Raw genomic sequence first — 15,863 nt, forward strand, 5'->3', positions numbered from 1 at the left:
TTTCAGTATATTCCTTTGCTTAATCGGGCACCTTTGTATGCATAGTAGCCGTTACCACTTCCTGGTTCTCTTCGTTCTCATGATCGCACAGGTCGGATGGGGACAGAAAAAGGATTTGATGTTCCGACATCTCAACACTTCGCATGGACTTTCACAAGATCACGTTAATGCTATTCTGAAAGGTTATAAGGGTTTCATGTGGTTTGCTACCGATGAAGGCCTTAACAAATATGACGGCTACCAGTTTCAAACCTATAAGCATGACGATGCTATACCGGCCAGCATCAGCAGTAATTATATACATGATATAATGGAAGACGATGAGCGAAATCTGTGGATCGCCACAGCCAGCGGCCTCGATCGTTTCAGCCGGGCACAGGATACTTTTACACATTTTACACCTGGCGATTCAACCATCATTACCCGCGACATTCTTTTCGACAGCAAGCAAAAGTTAATCTGGCTGGGTACAACGGAAGGGCTATTTGCCTTCAACCCGAAAGATCAATCCTTCCAGTATTATCCCTATGCGGAAAACGGAATCCTCAACCTCGCTCAGAATTTCATTTATCGCATTACACAGGAATTGTCTGGTGACCTGTGGCTGGCAACAGATAACGGTCTCAACCGCTTCAACCCCGCAAGCAAAACTTTTAAACGGTATACGCATCGGCCTGAAGATCCGGGCAGCATTGGGTCCAATACAATCAAGGCTGTATATACCGATGCGCAGGGCCGGGTATGGATCGGCACACTGGGCAGTGGCATTGCACTTTACAATCCTCAAACTGATTCATTCAAAAGTTTCCGGCACGATCCGAACAATACTACTTCCATCGGTCACAACGATATACTTTCGTTTGCTGAAGATGACAATGGAAACTTATGGGTAGGAACCGAGAATGGCGGCATTAGTATATTTCATAAAAAGACACAGACCTTCACCCGCTATACCTATAATTTGTTTGACCCCAACAGCCTCAGCAATAATTCGATCTATAGCCTGTATAAAGATGATACCGGCAATATGTGGATTGGAACGTGGTCGGGAGGTATAAATTTTGTTCCGAAGTTCGGACAAAAATTCAATCTATATCAACAGCAACCTGACCATAAAGGTTTGAGTAATAACATTGTGCTGGCTATAACCGGAGATTACAAAGGAGATCTGTGGATTGGGACCGATGGTGGCGGACTAAATCTCTTTCATCGTAAAACCCACACGTTTACACATTTTCAACACAACCCGAAAAATCCCAATAGTCCTGCGAGTGATTATATACTCTCTGTTGTGGAAGCAACACCCGGAGTGCTGGCCTTAGGATATCATCGCGGTGGACTAGACCTGTTCGATACGCGCACCGGTATATTTATACACCACATGCCGGAGGAAGGAAATCCCACGAGCCTCGCACACACTACGCTGACGGCCGTGTTCAAAGACCGCGATGGGCACATCTGGATTGGCACGTGGGGAAGCGGTATAGGTATATATCATCCGGATAAGAAAGAATTCACCTGGTATCAGCAACACCCCCATGACAAGAACAGTCTCAGTGATAATTTCATTTATACATTGGGCGAGGATGCCGAGGGGAATATATGGGTCGGTACTACTTCCGGTTTGAATAGGCTGGACAAGAAGACCGGAAAATTTACAAGGTTCTACAATAATAAATTTGATCCCAAAAGTCTGGGGCATGATGTAGTGGGCACCATGCTGTGCGATCATCTCGGCAACATGTGGTTCGGTACTTCCGGTGGACTGAATCTCTACAACAAAACCACCCAGACGTTCACTCCCTATACGGAGCATGACGGACTTCCCAACAACATGATCCGAAGTATACTGGAAGACAATCATGGTAATTTGTGGGTCGCTACCAACAAGGGTCTCTCTCGCTTTAACCCGAAAACAAAAGCAGTTCGCAACTATACTACTGCCGATGGCTTGCAGGGAAATGAGTTCAAGTCTCATTCCTGTTACAAGACTGCAGACGGAGAATTATTCTTCGGTGGCCCCAACGGGCTGAATAGTTTCTACCCCGATAGTCTCAAAGACAACACGTCTATACCGCCTATATATTTTACCGGTCTTCAGATCTTCAATAAACCGGTTACTGTGCACAGTAAAGATTCTATACTGGAGAAACAGATCAACGAAACAAAAGAGATCACGCTATCCTACGATCAATCTGTATTTACGCTGGAGTTTGCTGCGCTCAATTTTGTACTGCCCGAAAAAAATCAATATGCCTACAAGTTGGATGGTTTCGATAAAGAATGGAACTATGTAGGACACAAACGCACGGCAACCTATACCAACCTCGACCCGGGCGAGTATATATTTCACGTAAAGGCCTCTAACAATGACGGTTTGTGGAACGAAACCGGCGCGAGCATACGCATTGTTATTACACCACCGTATTGGTATACATGGTGGTTCAGAATTTTGATAGCGTGTCTCATTGCAGGCACTATATTTATCTTTGTCCGCATCCGGGTAAAGGCTGTCGATAAACAACGTGCAGCGCTGGAACACCAGGTAAAGATCCATACAGCGGAAGCGGTAGAGCGGAAAGAAGCACTCGAAGCGCAGGCTGAAAACATGCAGACGCTGAACGACCAGTTGCAGGCGCAGACTGAATTTCTGCAAAACCTCAATGATGAAATTGAACAGCAACGTATAGAGGCAGAAGAAGCTCGCAGTGAAGCCGAACGTGCCAACCAGGCCAAGAGTATATTTCTGGCTACCATGAGTCATGAAATACGTACACCTATGAACGGTGTGATCGGCATGGCATCGTTACTGGCCGAGACTCCGCTTTCTTCCGAGCAACGCGAGTATACAGAAATTATACGAAGCTCCGGGGAAAGTCTGTTAGGTGTGATCAATGATATACTGGATTTCTCCAAGATTGAATCCGGTAAAATGGAACTGGAGGAAAAGGATTTTGATCTGCGCAATTGTGTGGAAGAAGTGCTGGACCTGTTTGCCAACAAAGCGTCTGATCTGCGACTCGATCTACTTTACGAACTGGACCCTGATGTACCGGAATATATTGTTGGTGATAGTCTGCGCCTGCGACAGATTTTGATCAACCTCGTAGGAAACGCTATCAAATTTACCCAACGGGGTGAAATCTTTGTGAGTGCGCATGTGCAAGGTAAAGATGGCGACCGGTATCAATTGCGCATTACTGTTCGCGATACCGGTATAGGTATACCCGAAGACAAACTGAACCGTTTGTTCAAAGCTTTTTCGCAGGTTGATGCATCTACCACACGTAAATATGGTGGCACCGGATTAGGACTCGCTATATCTGAAAAACTGGTTGGCCTGATGGGTGGACACATCTGGATTGAGAGTACGGTTGGCAAAGGGACAACTTTTTTCTTCACGATTAAAACCAGGTTAAGCAAAGAGAAACCGCCAACCTATATATATGACAAAGATGCGCTGCGAGATAAAAAGATTTTGGTAGTGGACGACAACGCTACGAACCGTCTTATTCTGAAAAACCAACTGCAGCTGTGGCAGGCTGAACCTGTACTGGCCAATTCCGGAGAGAATGCCATGGATATACTCTCCAAGACTTCCGATTTTGACCTGGTGCTGACAGATATGCAAATGCCCGGAATAAATGGATTGGAGCTGGGAAAAATGATTCGGGAGCGCTATCCGGAACTGTCGATGGTCCTTTTAAGTTCAATTGGGGATGATCGCAGTGAACGTTTTACGAAAATATTCTCTTCTATATTAACCAAGCCTGTAAAGCATAGCATGCTCTACAAAATTATACTTATGAACCTGCGCAAACATGATAAAACTCCGGCTCCGGCCGACCAGGTGAATCAAAAGCTACGCGATGACTTTGCGCAGCAATTCCCATTGCATATTCTGATCGCAGAAGATAACCTGGTAAACCAGAAGCTGGCTACCCGCGTACTGAACAAGCTTGGCTATAATCCGGATGTTGCCTCCAACGGACGCGAAGCGCTGGACTCGTTCATGGCTTCGCACCACAATATGATTCTGATGGATGTACAGATGCCGGAGATGGATGGACTTGAAACCACACAACGTATTCGCCAGCACAACGGCACACAACCCGTTATCATCGCCATGACTGCCAACGCCATGCAGGGCGACCGCGAACAATGTATAAAGGCTGGTATGAATGACTATATCAGCAAGCCGGTTAATCTTGAAGAGTTAATGAAGACGATTGAACGCTGGGCTATACAGGCAAAAAACCAGCGTTAATCCGTCCGCACAAGCAGCATATATACTATACTATTCTATCATCACCGACTTCTGCAACGTAGACTCTTCGTTAACGGCCCGCAGCAGATATACTCCGCTGGAAGGACTTGCTGAGAGATTTACTTCATAGGTGCTGGTGCCGGACCGTGCCACACCGGTATATATTAACCTGCCCGTGCGATCGTGCAATGATATATACGTTGGACTTTCCAGCTGCGTATGGAAATCAAGAAGAAACTTATCTTCTTTTACCGGATTGGGGAATGCCGTGAGTCTCAACTGTCCTTGCAGATCTACCCGTACTATATCCGAGAATTTATACATACCATCGAAATCAACCTGGCGCAAACGGTAATACGACCGACCGGACAGCGGGTCTTCATCAGTATAACTATAGCTGTTTAAAATCTGACTCGTACCAGCACCCGACACGCGCCCTATCTCCGAAAAATTTATACCATCGTTGCTTCGCTGTACGGCAAAGTAATCGTTGTTGGTTTCAGAAGATGTTTCCCAGTATATATCTATATTTCCTTCTTCATTCGGCTGTGCCGAAAAGCTTAACAGCTCAACCGGCAAAGGCGCATTGTTACCCGATAATGTCCACGGAGAAAAAGTAGTTACACCGGGAACCGTGGCACTGGTTGCAGTACTGGTTTGTCCTGCCAGCGGAGCATCCCATCCATTGGCCGATGAATTCCAACGCTGTGCACGTAACTGCGTTATAGTGCCTACCTCGCCTGCTGCCGCATCAAAACGTAATGTAGCAGTACCACTTACTCCATCTTTATCAACCTGCCAGAACCGGTCTACTACATTTACACTGTTATCGGCTCCGTTCCGGTATATATTCGTTACTGCGACAGGCGAAGAAGGATACGGTGTATTATTCGTGGCCGTAGGAAATGTGGATACCGTAACGTTGCCTATATTTCCGGCCGTAAGGGTAAGCGTAAATGGTATATAGCCACCGGATGCTGTGCCGAAAGGAAAAACGTGCGCACTTGTATTGGTGCCTATATTCCACCGTAACTTACTTGTATTATCGGTTCGCTCACTTAATATATACCCGGTAACACGCGTAATGGCATTGGATGCGCTGTTATTTATAGTAAGCGTTGTTCCGTTCAGGATCAAAGGTCCTGCTGTTAACGTGAGCGCATTGCTGATGGCAACATCACGCTGCATGGTTATACCCGCGGCATTATTCCCTCGCAGATTATAAAATGTAATGGGCGATGTACCAGTAATGATCTGACTTGAGCTTCCGTAAAAGTATACACCCCCCAGATCCGTAAACGTTCCGTTATTAACAAAATCACCAAAGAACGCTACAGAAGCTCCCGAAAACACCTGCACGTTTCCGGTATTGGTAAACTGACTTTGTGCATTGGCAAACGTACAAATCAAAAACAAGGCGCTATATATCGCTATCTGCTTCATACGCTGTTTATAGTATAGTCTGTATGACATTCGGTTAAAAATATAGGATTACTATAGCGCACTATTTTGTTTCAGTATACCACTGTATATCGCGGAAGGTAATCGCATCGCCACTGTTGGCTGAAGTACAGTATATTTCAAAATAATCTCCGGGTGCTATGTCTGTCAAGTAAATGGTCGTAGCAAACTGGTAAGGATCGTTAGCCGTTGTCAGGCGAAGATCAGTTTCACCAAATCGTGTTGCCACCACTCCGTTTTTTACAATGGCTATCGATATAGTCCGGTTGTTGCTGGGCACGGCTATATTGCCGGAGATGATGGCCCATCCTTCACTTTTATTAACAGGCTGATACGTAATCCGGTTTGTAGCAATTGTCCATTTGGTAGTGAGTGATGTTTGATTGCCTGCTGTCCAATTGGCTTTATACCATGTTCCGGCTGTTGTTACCGTTGTAGTGGCACTATTGTTATTCACATTTATCCTGCTGTGCGGGTTCTGATCCGGACCACCGGAGTTGTTACGAATAAACACGTTTGCATCCCGGCCATCGGAGCGTGAAAAATCAAAGCCGCTCATGAAGGTACCAACGTTGTTCCAGGTGTTATTGGTAATGAACATACTGGAGATAGAAGTAAATGAGCCTGGTACGTAATTTATACCTATACCACCAGAAGCATTGTAGAAGCCACAGTTTAGCACCGAAGTTACGGAAGCAGATCCCGACAAGAAATTTATACCTTTCGCACAACCGATAAAGTCCGTCTCTGATATCTTGAAAGAAACTCCGCTTGATCCACCGGCAGCCAGTTCTATACCAGCTGCAACAGCATTGGTGATGTCAACTTCAAACACCCACAACTCAACGTTACTGATGGCAGCGATTGCTTTGTTAAAGCTGTCAAATGTGCAATCCTTTACTTCGAAGTATTCACCACCCGTTACCAATTGTATCGCAACATCACCGGAATTTGATCCATAGCCACCGAGTGTTGTAGCATCAAAGGCCAGCATCTTGAAATAACTTTCGGATACACAACTAAACATAGGTGATCCACCTAAACCTGAGGCAGCCGTAAGATACGATGTGCCGTACGAGCTTCCCTGAATCGTGAGCGGATGCGGCAGGTCTATTGTTTGCGTAGAAGATATAGGATAATCACCACCTACGAGTTTAATGATCGAAGGCCCCACCATGTGTAAATCCAGAAACTCCAGTATCTCTTCAATCGTTGTCCAACTTCCACCGGGTTTTACTTCAAACACATTATCATCCCTTTCTTCACTTCCTTTCATAATCCAGTTGCCGTTCATGGCTATATATGTTTTCCCTACCCATCGAAAATGTTTCGATATCGTGGAACCTTCAATGGTAGCAGAGCCGTTGGGAATAACATCTACTTCATCGGTATGTGTTCCAATGTTCTTAACGGTTATGGAGAGACCATTGTCTGCAGCAGTAACGGCCGGCAGGGTCAGCGTTATATCATTGCTCGCCACCACAAAGGTTTCGCTCTTGGCAATAATGGAAGTTGTTGTTTTTGAAGTAAGGCTCGGTTCGCCCGAAGTAATAAACGGCACCCATTGACCACCGTTCCAATAATAATATCCATCAGCAACCGCTCCCCCACTGCTATATACCAGCATCCCTGCCGGTACAGTTCCAGTGAGCGGAGATACCGAAGACAAGTTATTAATGATAACACGCGGAGGAAGTAATCCCTTGTTGGTACTTTCAAGTTCAAGCAACGAGTTGGGGTCGATCGTAGTCGGGTTATTCCCCACTTTGACCTGTGCATGAACACTAAAAATAAGATGGATCAATAAATAGATAAGAAGTAAAAATCGTTTCATCATATACAGCTTGGGATTAAGTATAGTGTGAGGAACACTAACAAAGGTGGAAACATATATACTGCTATGAATCAGGAAAAAGCTGATTTTGGATTAGGCTTATGCTTAAGGCTAATTTTCTTTTCGAAGTTCAAACTTCTTTTAGAAGTAGAAGTAAGAAGCCTGGAGTAAGAAGTAAGAATGTGGATGTATGCTGAAATACTTTTTCAGGAAGAAGTGTTACAACTGATTCTAAGATTCTCCGAAGCGACATTTCACTACTAGCCTTATCTGATCTTACTTCCTACTTCTTACTTCTAAATAGTAATGCTTCCCTGATTCGACTGCATGTGCAACGCCCACTTCTCCAATACAGCAACGAGGGCTTCGAGTTTTACGGGCTTGCTTACATAATCGTCCATGCCTGCTTTCATACATTCATCGCGATCGCCTTGCATGGCGTTGGCTGTCATGGATATGATAATGGGTTGATGGTATCGTTTCAGGCGGATCATGCGCGTGGCTTCCAGGCCATCCATCTCCGGCATCTGTACATCCATCAGGATTACATCGTAAAAATCTTCGTCAAATTTGTCCAACGCTTCCAGACCATTATTGGCAACTTCAACATCGTTATAACCAAGCTTGCTGAGTATACGTGTTGTTAATTTCTGATTCACCGGGTTGTCTTCTGCTATGAGTATACGCAGCGGGTAACGTTTTGCAAATTCTTCCGACAGTAATTGTTTCGGTGCTGTATCTTCCACCACACTTGCCTTTTGCACAGGCTGAAGTGCTGTTTGTATAGCACGGTATAGCGCCTGTTGTCTCACAGGTTTATTTAAGACAACAGCAAATAATTCTGTATACTGCTTTTTATTTTCATCACCTACAGAGCTTAAGAGTATAACCGGCAGATCAGCATTGCTCTTCTTCAGTGCCTGCGTAAGTTGCACACCATCTATATCAGGCATCTGCATATCGGTAATCACCAAGTCGAACCTTCCCGTGCCGGATGAAAGTATATCAAGCGCTTCTTTACCGGATACAGCCAGTACCGAAATCAGCTTCCATTGCTCCATCTGACTTTTCAGAATAGCGAGATTCGTTGCGTTGTCATCTACCAGCAACACACGCTTGCCTACATGATCACCCTCGGCAGCAACCTGTATAGTTGCCGGGCGTTCATTACTTACTGTACCATTTAAGGTAAAGGTAAATGTAGTACCTACACCGGGTTCGCTCTCAACACCAATAGTTCCTCCCATCAACTCTACCAATCGTTGGCTGATGACAAGGCCAAGCCCTGTGCCCCCATACTTGCGTGTCGTAGAGGAATCAACCTGCGAGAAAGCCTTGAACAGCCTCGACAATTTATCCGATGGTATACCTATACCCGTATCGCGCACATGAAACGACAGTTCCAGTTTATCACCGCCATTACTCAGTAAATCCACACCAATGTATATTTCACCGTGGTGAGTAAATTTCATGGCGTTACCAATGAGATTGATCAATATCTGTCGCAGCCTGTGACTGTCGCTGATGATCTGATCCGGAATGAGCGGATCTATATAGTATAAAAGATCAAGGCCTTTCTGTGCTGCTTTTCCGGAGAACACATCCATCACATCTTCGATGCACTGACGCAGGCTGAACGAGTGACTGTCCAATTCAAGATTACCCGATTCAATCTTCGAGAAATCCAGGATATCATTAATCACCGTAAGCAGTGCTTCCCCACTTCCGCGAATGGTATTGGTATATTCCTGTTGTTCCGCGGTAAGTTTGGTTTCCGCTAACAACGCAGCCATACCCAGCACACCGTTCATCGGGGTGCGTATCTCGTGACTCATGGTAGCCAGAAATATACTCTTGGCCTGGTTGGCGCGCTCGGCTTCATTCCGTGCTGCTTCTGCCTCTTCGCGCTGCAGGTGTATCTCTTCATTTATCGACTGCAGAAAATTAGTTTGCTCCTGAAGCTGCTCGTTCAGCGTTTGCATATCTTCCGTCTGCGCTTCGAGTATTTCTTTGCGTTCAATCGCTTCTGCTGTGCGTTCATTCACTTCTTTCTCCAGTGCCTCCTGCAATTTCTGCATAGACCGCATGCGTGCCTGATACCCGAGGAAGACAGTTCCGATTACCAGTAATATAGCGCTGGTCATAAACCACCAGGTACGCCAGAACGGTGGCGTTATGGTTAGGTGCAACTGCAGCGTATCCGTTGTCCAATTGCCTTCGCTGTCGCGGCCGCGTACTTTAAATATATACTGACCGGGGTCGAGGTTGGTGTAGGTAACACTGCGTATGTCGCGCTCTATACTCCACTCCTTGTCGAAGCCTTCCAGCATGTAGCTATATACTTTCCGTTCGTTTGAAATATAGTTCAGGGATGCGAACTCAAACGATATAACAGAAGCACTGTGCGACAATGTAATGCCATCGGTTTCCGTAATACTCTTCGAAAGCGGAGAATCATTCACGCTATCAGCAATAGATACCGGTGCATTGAATAACTGAAAGCCGGTTAACACGATGGGCACCTGGTAACTCGTGCTTCTAATACTGTCAGGAAAAAACTCGATGAAACCATCTTCGCCACCAAAGTACATGGCACCATCGCTACCTTTCAGAAAAGCACTCTGTTTAAACTCGGTGCAGCGCAATCCATCCGCCATACCAAAATTCTTGAATGTACCCGTTGGTGGAGTAAACTTCGACAAACCGTTATTCGTACCTAACCAGAGATTTCCTTTTGAGTCTTCCAGTATACCATAGATGGCATCGCTGGGTAGCCCATCCGTTGTGCGGTATATCTTGAACTTTTTGGTTTTCATGTCGAGGTAATTTAAACCCGACATCGTGCCAATCCAGAAATTTCCGTTCTTGTCTTCATACATCTGGTTCACAGCATTATTGCTGATGCTGTTCACACCGTCTTTATGTAAGAAGGCTGTAAACTTCTTTGTTACCGGATCAAAAAGATTAAGTCCGTTACCTTGTGTACCAACCCAAAGCCTGCCTTTTGAATCTTCAAAGACCAGGTATACTTTATTTCCGCTAAGACTGTTCGGATCATTATCGTCATGTACAAAATGCGTGAATGAACTGTCTTTCGGATTAAACAAATTTAACCCTCCGTAGAATGTCCCAATCCATATATTCTTGTGACTATCTTCCAGAAATGCCCACGCGTTATTGCAGTTAATGGTAGTGGAGTCTTTGGGATTTACTTTATAGTGTACGTATGTATCTTTCGTGGGATTATATACCGTTAAACCATCTGACCATGTACCGATCCAGAAATTACCATTGCTATCTTCATTAACATTCAGCACATAGTTACCGCAGATACTGGCAGGATTGTTCGGATCGTGCAGAAAGTGTTTGAAGTTTCCAGTCTTGCGATCAAACAGGTTTACACCGCCACCATCTGTACCAATCCATATATTCTTTTTGGAATCTTCGAATATATGAAGAACCTTATTATAACTCAGGCTTACAGGCGAAGAAGTATGTCGGTAATGCGTAAAGCGTGATCCATCTTTGCTTAACAAATTTATACCTCCGGAAAATGTACCTACCCACATATTACCCTTGCGATCTTTGTATATAGACCAAACGGAGTTAATGCTCAGGCTTGCCGGATCTATATCATCATGACGATAAGTATATATTTTATTCGCATGCTGATCGAGTACACTCAGTCCGCCATTTTCAGTACCAACCCACAGATCACCATCAAACGATTCGCTTATGGACATCACAAAATCATTTGCCAATCCCTGTGGATGTCTGAAGTGTTCAAAATCTTTTGTAGCCGCGTTAAATTTATTAAGACCTGCGCCCCATATACCAAACCACATCTGGTGATGGTTGTCTTCGTAGATTATTTTAGCATTGTTACCGCTGAGAGATCGCGGGTTCTTTTCGTCATGCTGAAAACGGCTGAATGTCTTAGTCTTCCGATCGAAGAGACTGATACCGGCCCGCGTTGCAATCCATACATTATGCGCGTGATCTTCAAATATGTGTGTAATCGCATTGCCGCTTAAACTGGCGGGATTGTTTTTATTATAGGTATAGTGAACAAAAGAATTGTCCTTTTCATTATATACATCCACACCATTATTGTCCGTACCAATCCACAGCAGCCCTTCGTGATCGAGCATTACGGTTGTTACGTCATCACCAGAGATTGAATTTACATTCCGGGGATCGTTCTTATAGTGTGTGAAGTTTTCCTTATCGCGATTAAAACGGCTCACGCCTCCACCGGATGTTGCAATCCACAAATTGCCTTTTTTATCTTCTATAATGGCTTGAATGAAGTTACCGCTTATGGAGTTTGGATCTTTCGGATTATTACGATACACGGTAAATGTATAGCCATCGTACTTGTTCAGACCATCGCTGGTACCGAACCACATAAAGCCGCGGCTGTCTTCGAGTATACATACTGTATTACTGTGCGATAGTCCATCACGCTTACCGATATGGCGGAAACTTAAATTTTTGTTTTGGGCAAAAGCTGCCACTGACAACATCATGCACAACACGATGCAGCCCATATATATATCAATATAGTTCGGTATCCTGCGAAGCATTACTGTCTTACTTTTACCTGTACAGCCCACTTCTCCAAAATGATTACCAGCTCTTCAAGGTTTACCGGCTTGCTGATATAGTCATCCATTCCGTTCTTCAAACATTCTTCACGATCGCCCTGCATGGCATTGGCCGTCATCGCTATAATTACTGGCTGGCTCTCCAGACACACGCGGATCATGCGCGTTGCTTCCAGGCCATCCATCTCCGGCATCTGCACATCCATCAGGATCAGATCGTAATTACGTTTACTCACTTCTTCGAGAACTTCTTTACCATTCTCGGCTATATCCGGATCGTACCCGAGCTTGCCGAGTATACGCATGGCCAGCTTCTGGTTCATACGGTTATCCTCCGCAATGAGTATGCGCAGCGGATACTTCTTGGAGAAGTCTGTTGTCAGTTTTGCTTTAGCCGGAGCAGCATTAACGGCAGAGACATCGCCTCTGTTCAGCAACGCGCTGAGCATGTGCTGGCTTAATATACTGTGGCGTATTGGTTTCGTTACCACCGAGCTGAATAACTCCGGATATTTTTTACTGCTCTCATCACCGATCGTGCTCATGAGTATAATCGGCAACTGCGGATGTTTCTTGCGTATGGCGAGCGACAATTCCATGCCATTCATTTCCGGCATCTGCATTTCGGCCAACACTAAATCTATACCGGCACCATGAGACAATAACTCCAATGCCTGTGCACCTGAGTCGGCAATTACCGGAATCAGTTTCCAATATGAAATTTCTTCTTTCAGAACATTACGTAATGTAGTGTTGTCTTCTACGATGAGTACGCGTTTACCTTCCACGCCCACCATATCCGGATTGCTGCGCAATGTATGCGAACCGGTATTAACAGGAACATTAAATTTAACAACGGTACCTTCATTTACCCAGCTTTCGATGCTGAACGATCCGCCCATAACCCCTACCAGACGATTGCTCAAAAACAATCCTATACCGGACTGTTGCGCGCCTGATTGTGTAATGGTATTGCTGAGGAAACGCAGTTCATCTTCTGCTATACCTACACCGGAGTCGCGCACTTCAAAGCCAAGGTCCATTACACCATTCGGCTCTTCGTTACGTACCCATACTTCCACAAATATCTCTCCCTGCTTGGTAAACTTCACCGAGTTCTCAATCAGGTTGGTAAGTACCTGGCGAAGTCGCGTATTATCACCAATGATCTGCGAAGGTATGCGGTGGTCTACCTGGTATATTAACTCTATATCTTTCTGCGCGGCCTGCCCTGCGAAAATATCAAACACTTCTTCTATCGCGTTGCGCAGATCGAAATCGTTTTGTTCAAGCTCGGCTGCATTAGACTCCACTTTTGCATAGGACAACACATCGCTCAAAAGTATATCATTGATAACGGTGAGTAAGCTTTCGCTACAATTGCGAATGGTATCATTAAAATCTTTCTGTTCGTTGGTCAGTTGTGTTTCCGACAGCAACGTAACCATTCCCATAACACCGTTCATGGGAGTTCGTATTTCGTGGTTGATACGGCTCAGCAGGTTTTTCTTTTTCTTTTCTACTTCTGCTTTATCCTCCAGTGCTTTTTGTTCGCGTTTACCGGAATATAGCAGCAACTCTGATTTTTCGTTCAGCATGCGTTTCAACTCGAGCTTATCGTGTTTGAGGCGATTTATTTTTATCGACAACACAATCAGTAAAACGCATAGCAGCGCGGTAATGACAAGAATCTCCATCCATCCGAATGAAAGCATAAACATTGTCGAAGTAGCTGCAAAAAGAGATGTCATATATATCAACTATTAGGGGGTCTTTTTTGATGTCTCAATTCCAAGATTTATACCCAGCACGAAATACCGGCTGTTATCGAAGGTATTGAAACTATATATCGGTATACTCCATCTTCCAAACTCAAAACCAATTACGGCACCATGTTCAAACAACGCTGTATTTGCATGAAGCATCTGTGTATGCTGCAAACTTAAGCCCAGGTAAAACCACGATGACACTTCATAGCCTACTTCAGACCAGCTGAAGAAAAAATCAGCCATTGGGTCCTGCGTTGAAAAAGTATACTGCGACTGGGATGAGAAGAATAGTTTCTTCAATTCAACCGTAGTGTTCAATCCGGCAGAGCCACCATCAAAATCACCGGCAACAGCTCCCACAATAGGCGTTAATGTATACATCAGTCGTTTACGTTCGCCAGAAAATTTCTTTCCGGCATAAAGCGAAAATGTATTCTTCTCTTCGTAGTTATAGCGTGCTTCGGTATACCAGTTATTGGAAGTCTCAAAACTAACGATGGGCACAAACTCCACCGGTTGCTTTCCCTGTACGTAGTAATACTGCTCAACACCCGCCTGTCCGAACACAGTTGTGCTGCACAACGCTATATATACCGATATGAAAATGATTTTACTTTTCATTTTCGATAATGATTAATTCTGCTGTCGCCAGTTTATTCAGTATGGATATATCTTTCAGGTGCGGATTCCAGTAGAACAGCAACAGATCGATCGGTCTCCACAAAAGCACCCAGCTGAAAATATCAAGGCTGTTACCGAATGCAGTATGAAAACGGTTATGCTCATCGAGAAACATGGGCACAAATCCCTGGCAGATTAATACCATAAAAAGACTGATGCCCAACAGTATCCAGCTTCGGTTTTTAAATCTTTTAAATTCCTTCTCGCGCATCTCCTTCTTCATCTGGTAATGCGTGCGTATAGCATACATCAACGGCTGCGCGTATTGCTTGTCTATTTCACTAATGCATTTAAACTTGTAGAATACGGCCGAGTATCGTTTCGCAGAAACGACCGATGTTCTGATATACTCTTCCAGCTGATGACTGAGTTGTCGCTTATAGATCGGAGCCGGATCGTGACTATTAAAATAATTATTAATGGTTTGCCGATCTACCGTCAGGAAGATATCAATTTTGTCGGATGCAGCAGACTCGTCCATGTCTAGATATATACAATAAAACTGTTTTGCTAAAGTCTAAATGAACACTGGTGGTTTACTTGCTATCGTGCAGGCTGATGATAATCTCTGCACAGACCCTGTCAAGGTCCTGAGCTTGTTCAATGTTGGTGATATCGGCTTTTAACTGCTGCACGATGTCGAGCAGTTCGCGATCTTCCAACATATCGAGCGTAGCTTTTATCTTGTGACAAACGCGCTGAAAGAGTACAACATCTTTCTGCTTGGTAGCTTCACCCAATACCTGTTGCATTTCCTGAAGGTTATCGATCATCAGGTCGGTTATCTCTTTTTTGAATTCAGGATCACCGTCTGTGTAAGCATCGAAATCGATAAAAAGGGGTCTTCGGGCTGAATCGGTTGAAGTTCTGAAGGTCCTCATATACAGTATGTGTTATGTTGAAGCAAAGATGCCGGGTCTGGGGGCGGTATAAATCAGGAGAAAACTGATTTTAAAAAATCAGGACAAACGGGTGAATAAGCAGAATGATGACCCTGGAAAAAGGCTTTTCCACGCTCGTGGAAGAGTATTTAGAACTGAATAGAGTACAACGCCAAGCGCTCCGGAGTAAGGTGTTTCTTACCGGAGTTAAAAATATAACGGGAAAGCTGTTTTTCTGCAGCCTTCGTGTTTTCAACAGGAAAAAGGAAATCTGGATCTGACAGTGAAGCTATCAGATATGTCTTAGAAAGCGTCAGGAAATTCCTGATGTCCTGAGGCCTTCCCTTAGAATGGTATATCAGG

8 protein-coding genes are annotated in these 15,863 nt (G+C 44.6%); 1 reads left to right on the top strand and 7 read right to left on the bottom strand.

Annotated elements, in window-relative coordinates; all coding sequences use genetic code 11:
• Window positions 1-37 precede the first annotated feature (37 nt).
• On the top strand, window positions 38-4,267 hold the full coding sequence (locus ACFQ21_RS04920; protein ID WP_377575654.1) for a hybrid sensor histidine kinase/response regulator: 4,230 nt from the start codon (window positions 38-40) through the stop codon (window positions 4,265-4,267).
• A 30-nt stretch (window positions 4,268-4,297) separates the two neighbouring features.
• On the opposite strand, the gene ACFQ21_RS04925 is transcribed toward ACFQ21_RS04920, so the two are convergent.
• The 7 genes from ACFQ21_RS04925 to ACFQ21_RS04955 all read right to left on the bottom strand — a co-directional run bounded on the left by ACFQ21_RS04925 (window position 4,298) and on the right by ACFQ21_RS04955 (window position 15,500).
• Window positions 4,298-5,710, bottom strand: coding sequence for a T9SS type A sorting domain-containing protein (locus ACFQ21_RS04925; protein WP_377575657.1), 1,413 nt, complete (start codon window positions 5,708-5,710; stop codon window positions 4,298-4,300).
• Between the two features lie 61 nt (window positions 5,711-5,771).
• Complete coding sequence (locus tag ACFQ21_RS04930; RefSeq protein WP_377575659.1) at window positions 5,772-7,565, bottom strand: hypothetical protein; 1,794 nt, start codon at window positions 7,563-7,565, stop codon at window positions 5,772-5,774.
• A gap of 293 nt (window positions 7,566-7,858) precedes the next feature.
• A complete protein-coding gene (locus ACFQ21_RS04935; RefSeq protein WP_377575662.1) occupies window positions 7,859-12,148 on the bottom strand; it encodes a hybrid sensor histidine kinase/response regulator in 4,290 nt (1,429 codons plus the stop codon).
• Complete coding sequence (locus tag ACFQ21_RS04940; protein ID WP_377575663.1) at window positions 12,148-13,920, bottom strand: response regulator; 1,773 nt, start codon at window positions 13,918-13,920, stop codon at window positions 12,148-12,150. Before ACFQ21_RS04940 ends, ACFQ21_RS04935 begins: the two co-directional genes overlap by 1 nt.
• 12 nt (window positions 13,921-13,932) lie before the next feature.
• A complete protein-coding gene (locus ACFQ21_RS04945) occupies window positions 13,933-14,559 on the bottom strand; it encodes a hypothetical protein (protein WP_377575666.1) in 627 nt (208 codons plus the stop codon).
• The gene (locus ACFQ21_RS04950) at window positions 14,549-15,100 is read right to left on the bottom strand and encodes a hypothetical protein (RefSeq protein ID WP_377575668.1); all 552 of its coding nucleotides are present in this window, start codon (window positions 15,098-15,100) and stop codon (window positions 14,549-14,551) included. Before ACFQ21_RS04950 ends, ACFQ21_RS04945 begins: the two co-directional genes overlap by 11 nt.
• A gap of 55 nt (window positions 15,101-15,155) precedes the next feature.
• Window positions 15,156-15,500, bottom strand: a complete 345-nt coding sequence (locus ACFQ21_RS04955; RefSeq protein ID WP_377575670.1) for a hypothetical protein — start codon at window positions 15,498-15,500, stop codon at window positions 15,156-15,158.
• Window positions 15,501-15,863 lie beyond the last annotated feature (363 nt).

The sequence above is a fragment of the Ohtaekwangia kribbensis genome, assembly GCF_042676245.1.
Classification (GTDB): domain Bacteria; phylum Bacteroidota; class Bacteroidia; order Cytophagales; family Cyclobacteriaceae; genus Ohtaekwangia; species Ohtaekwangia kribbensis.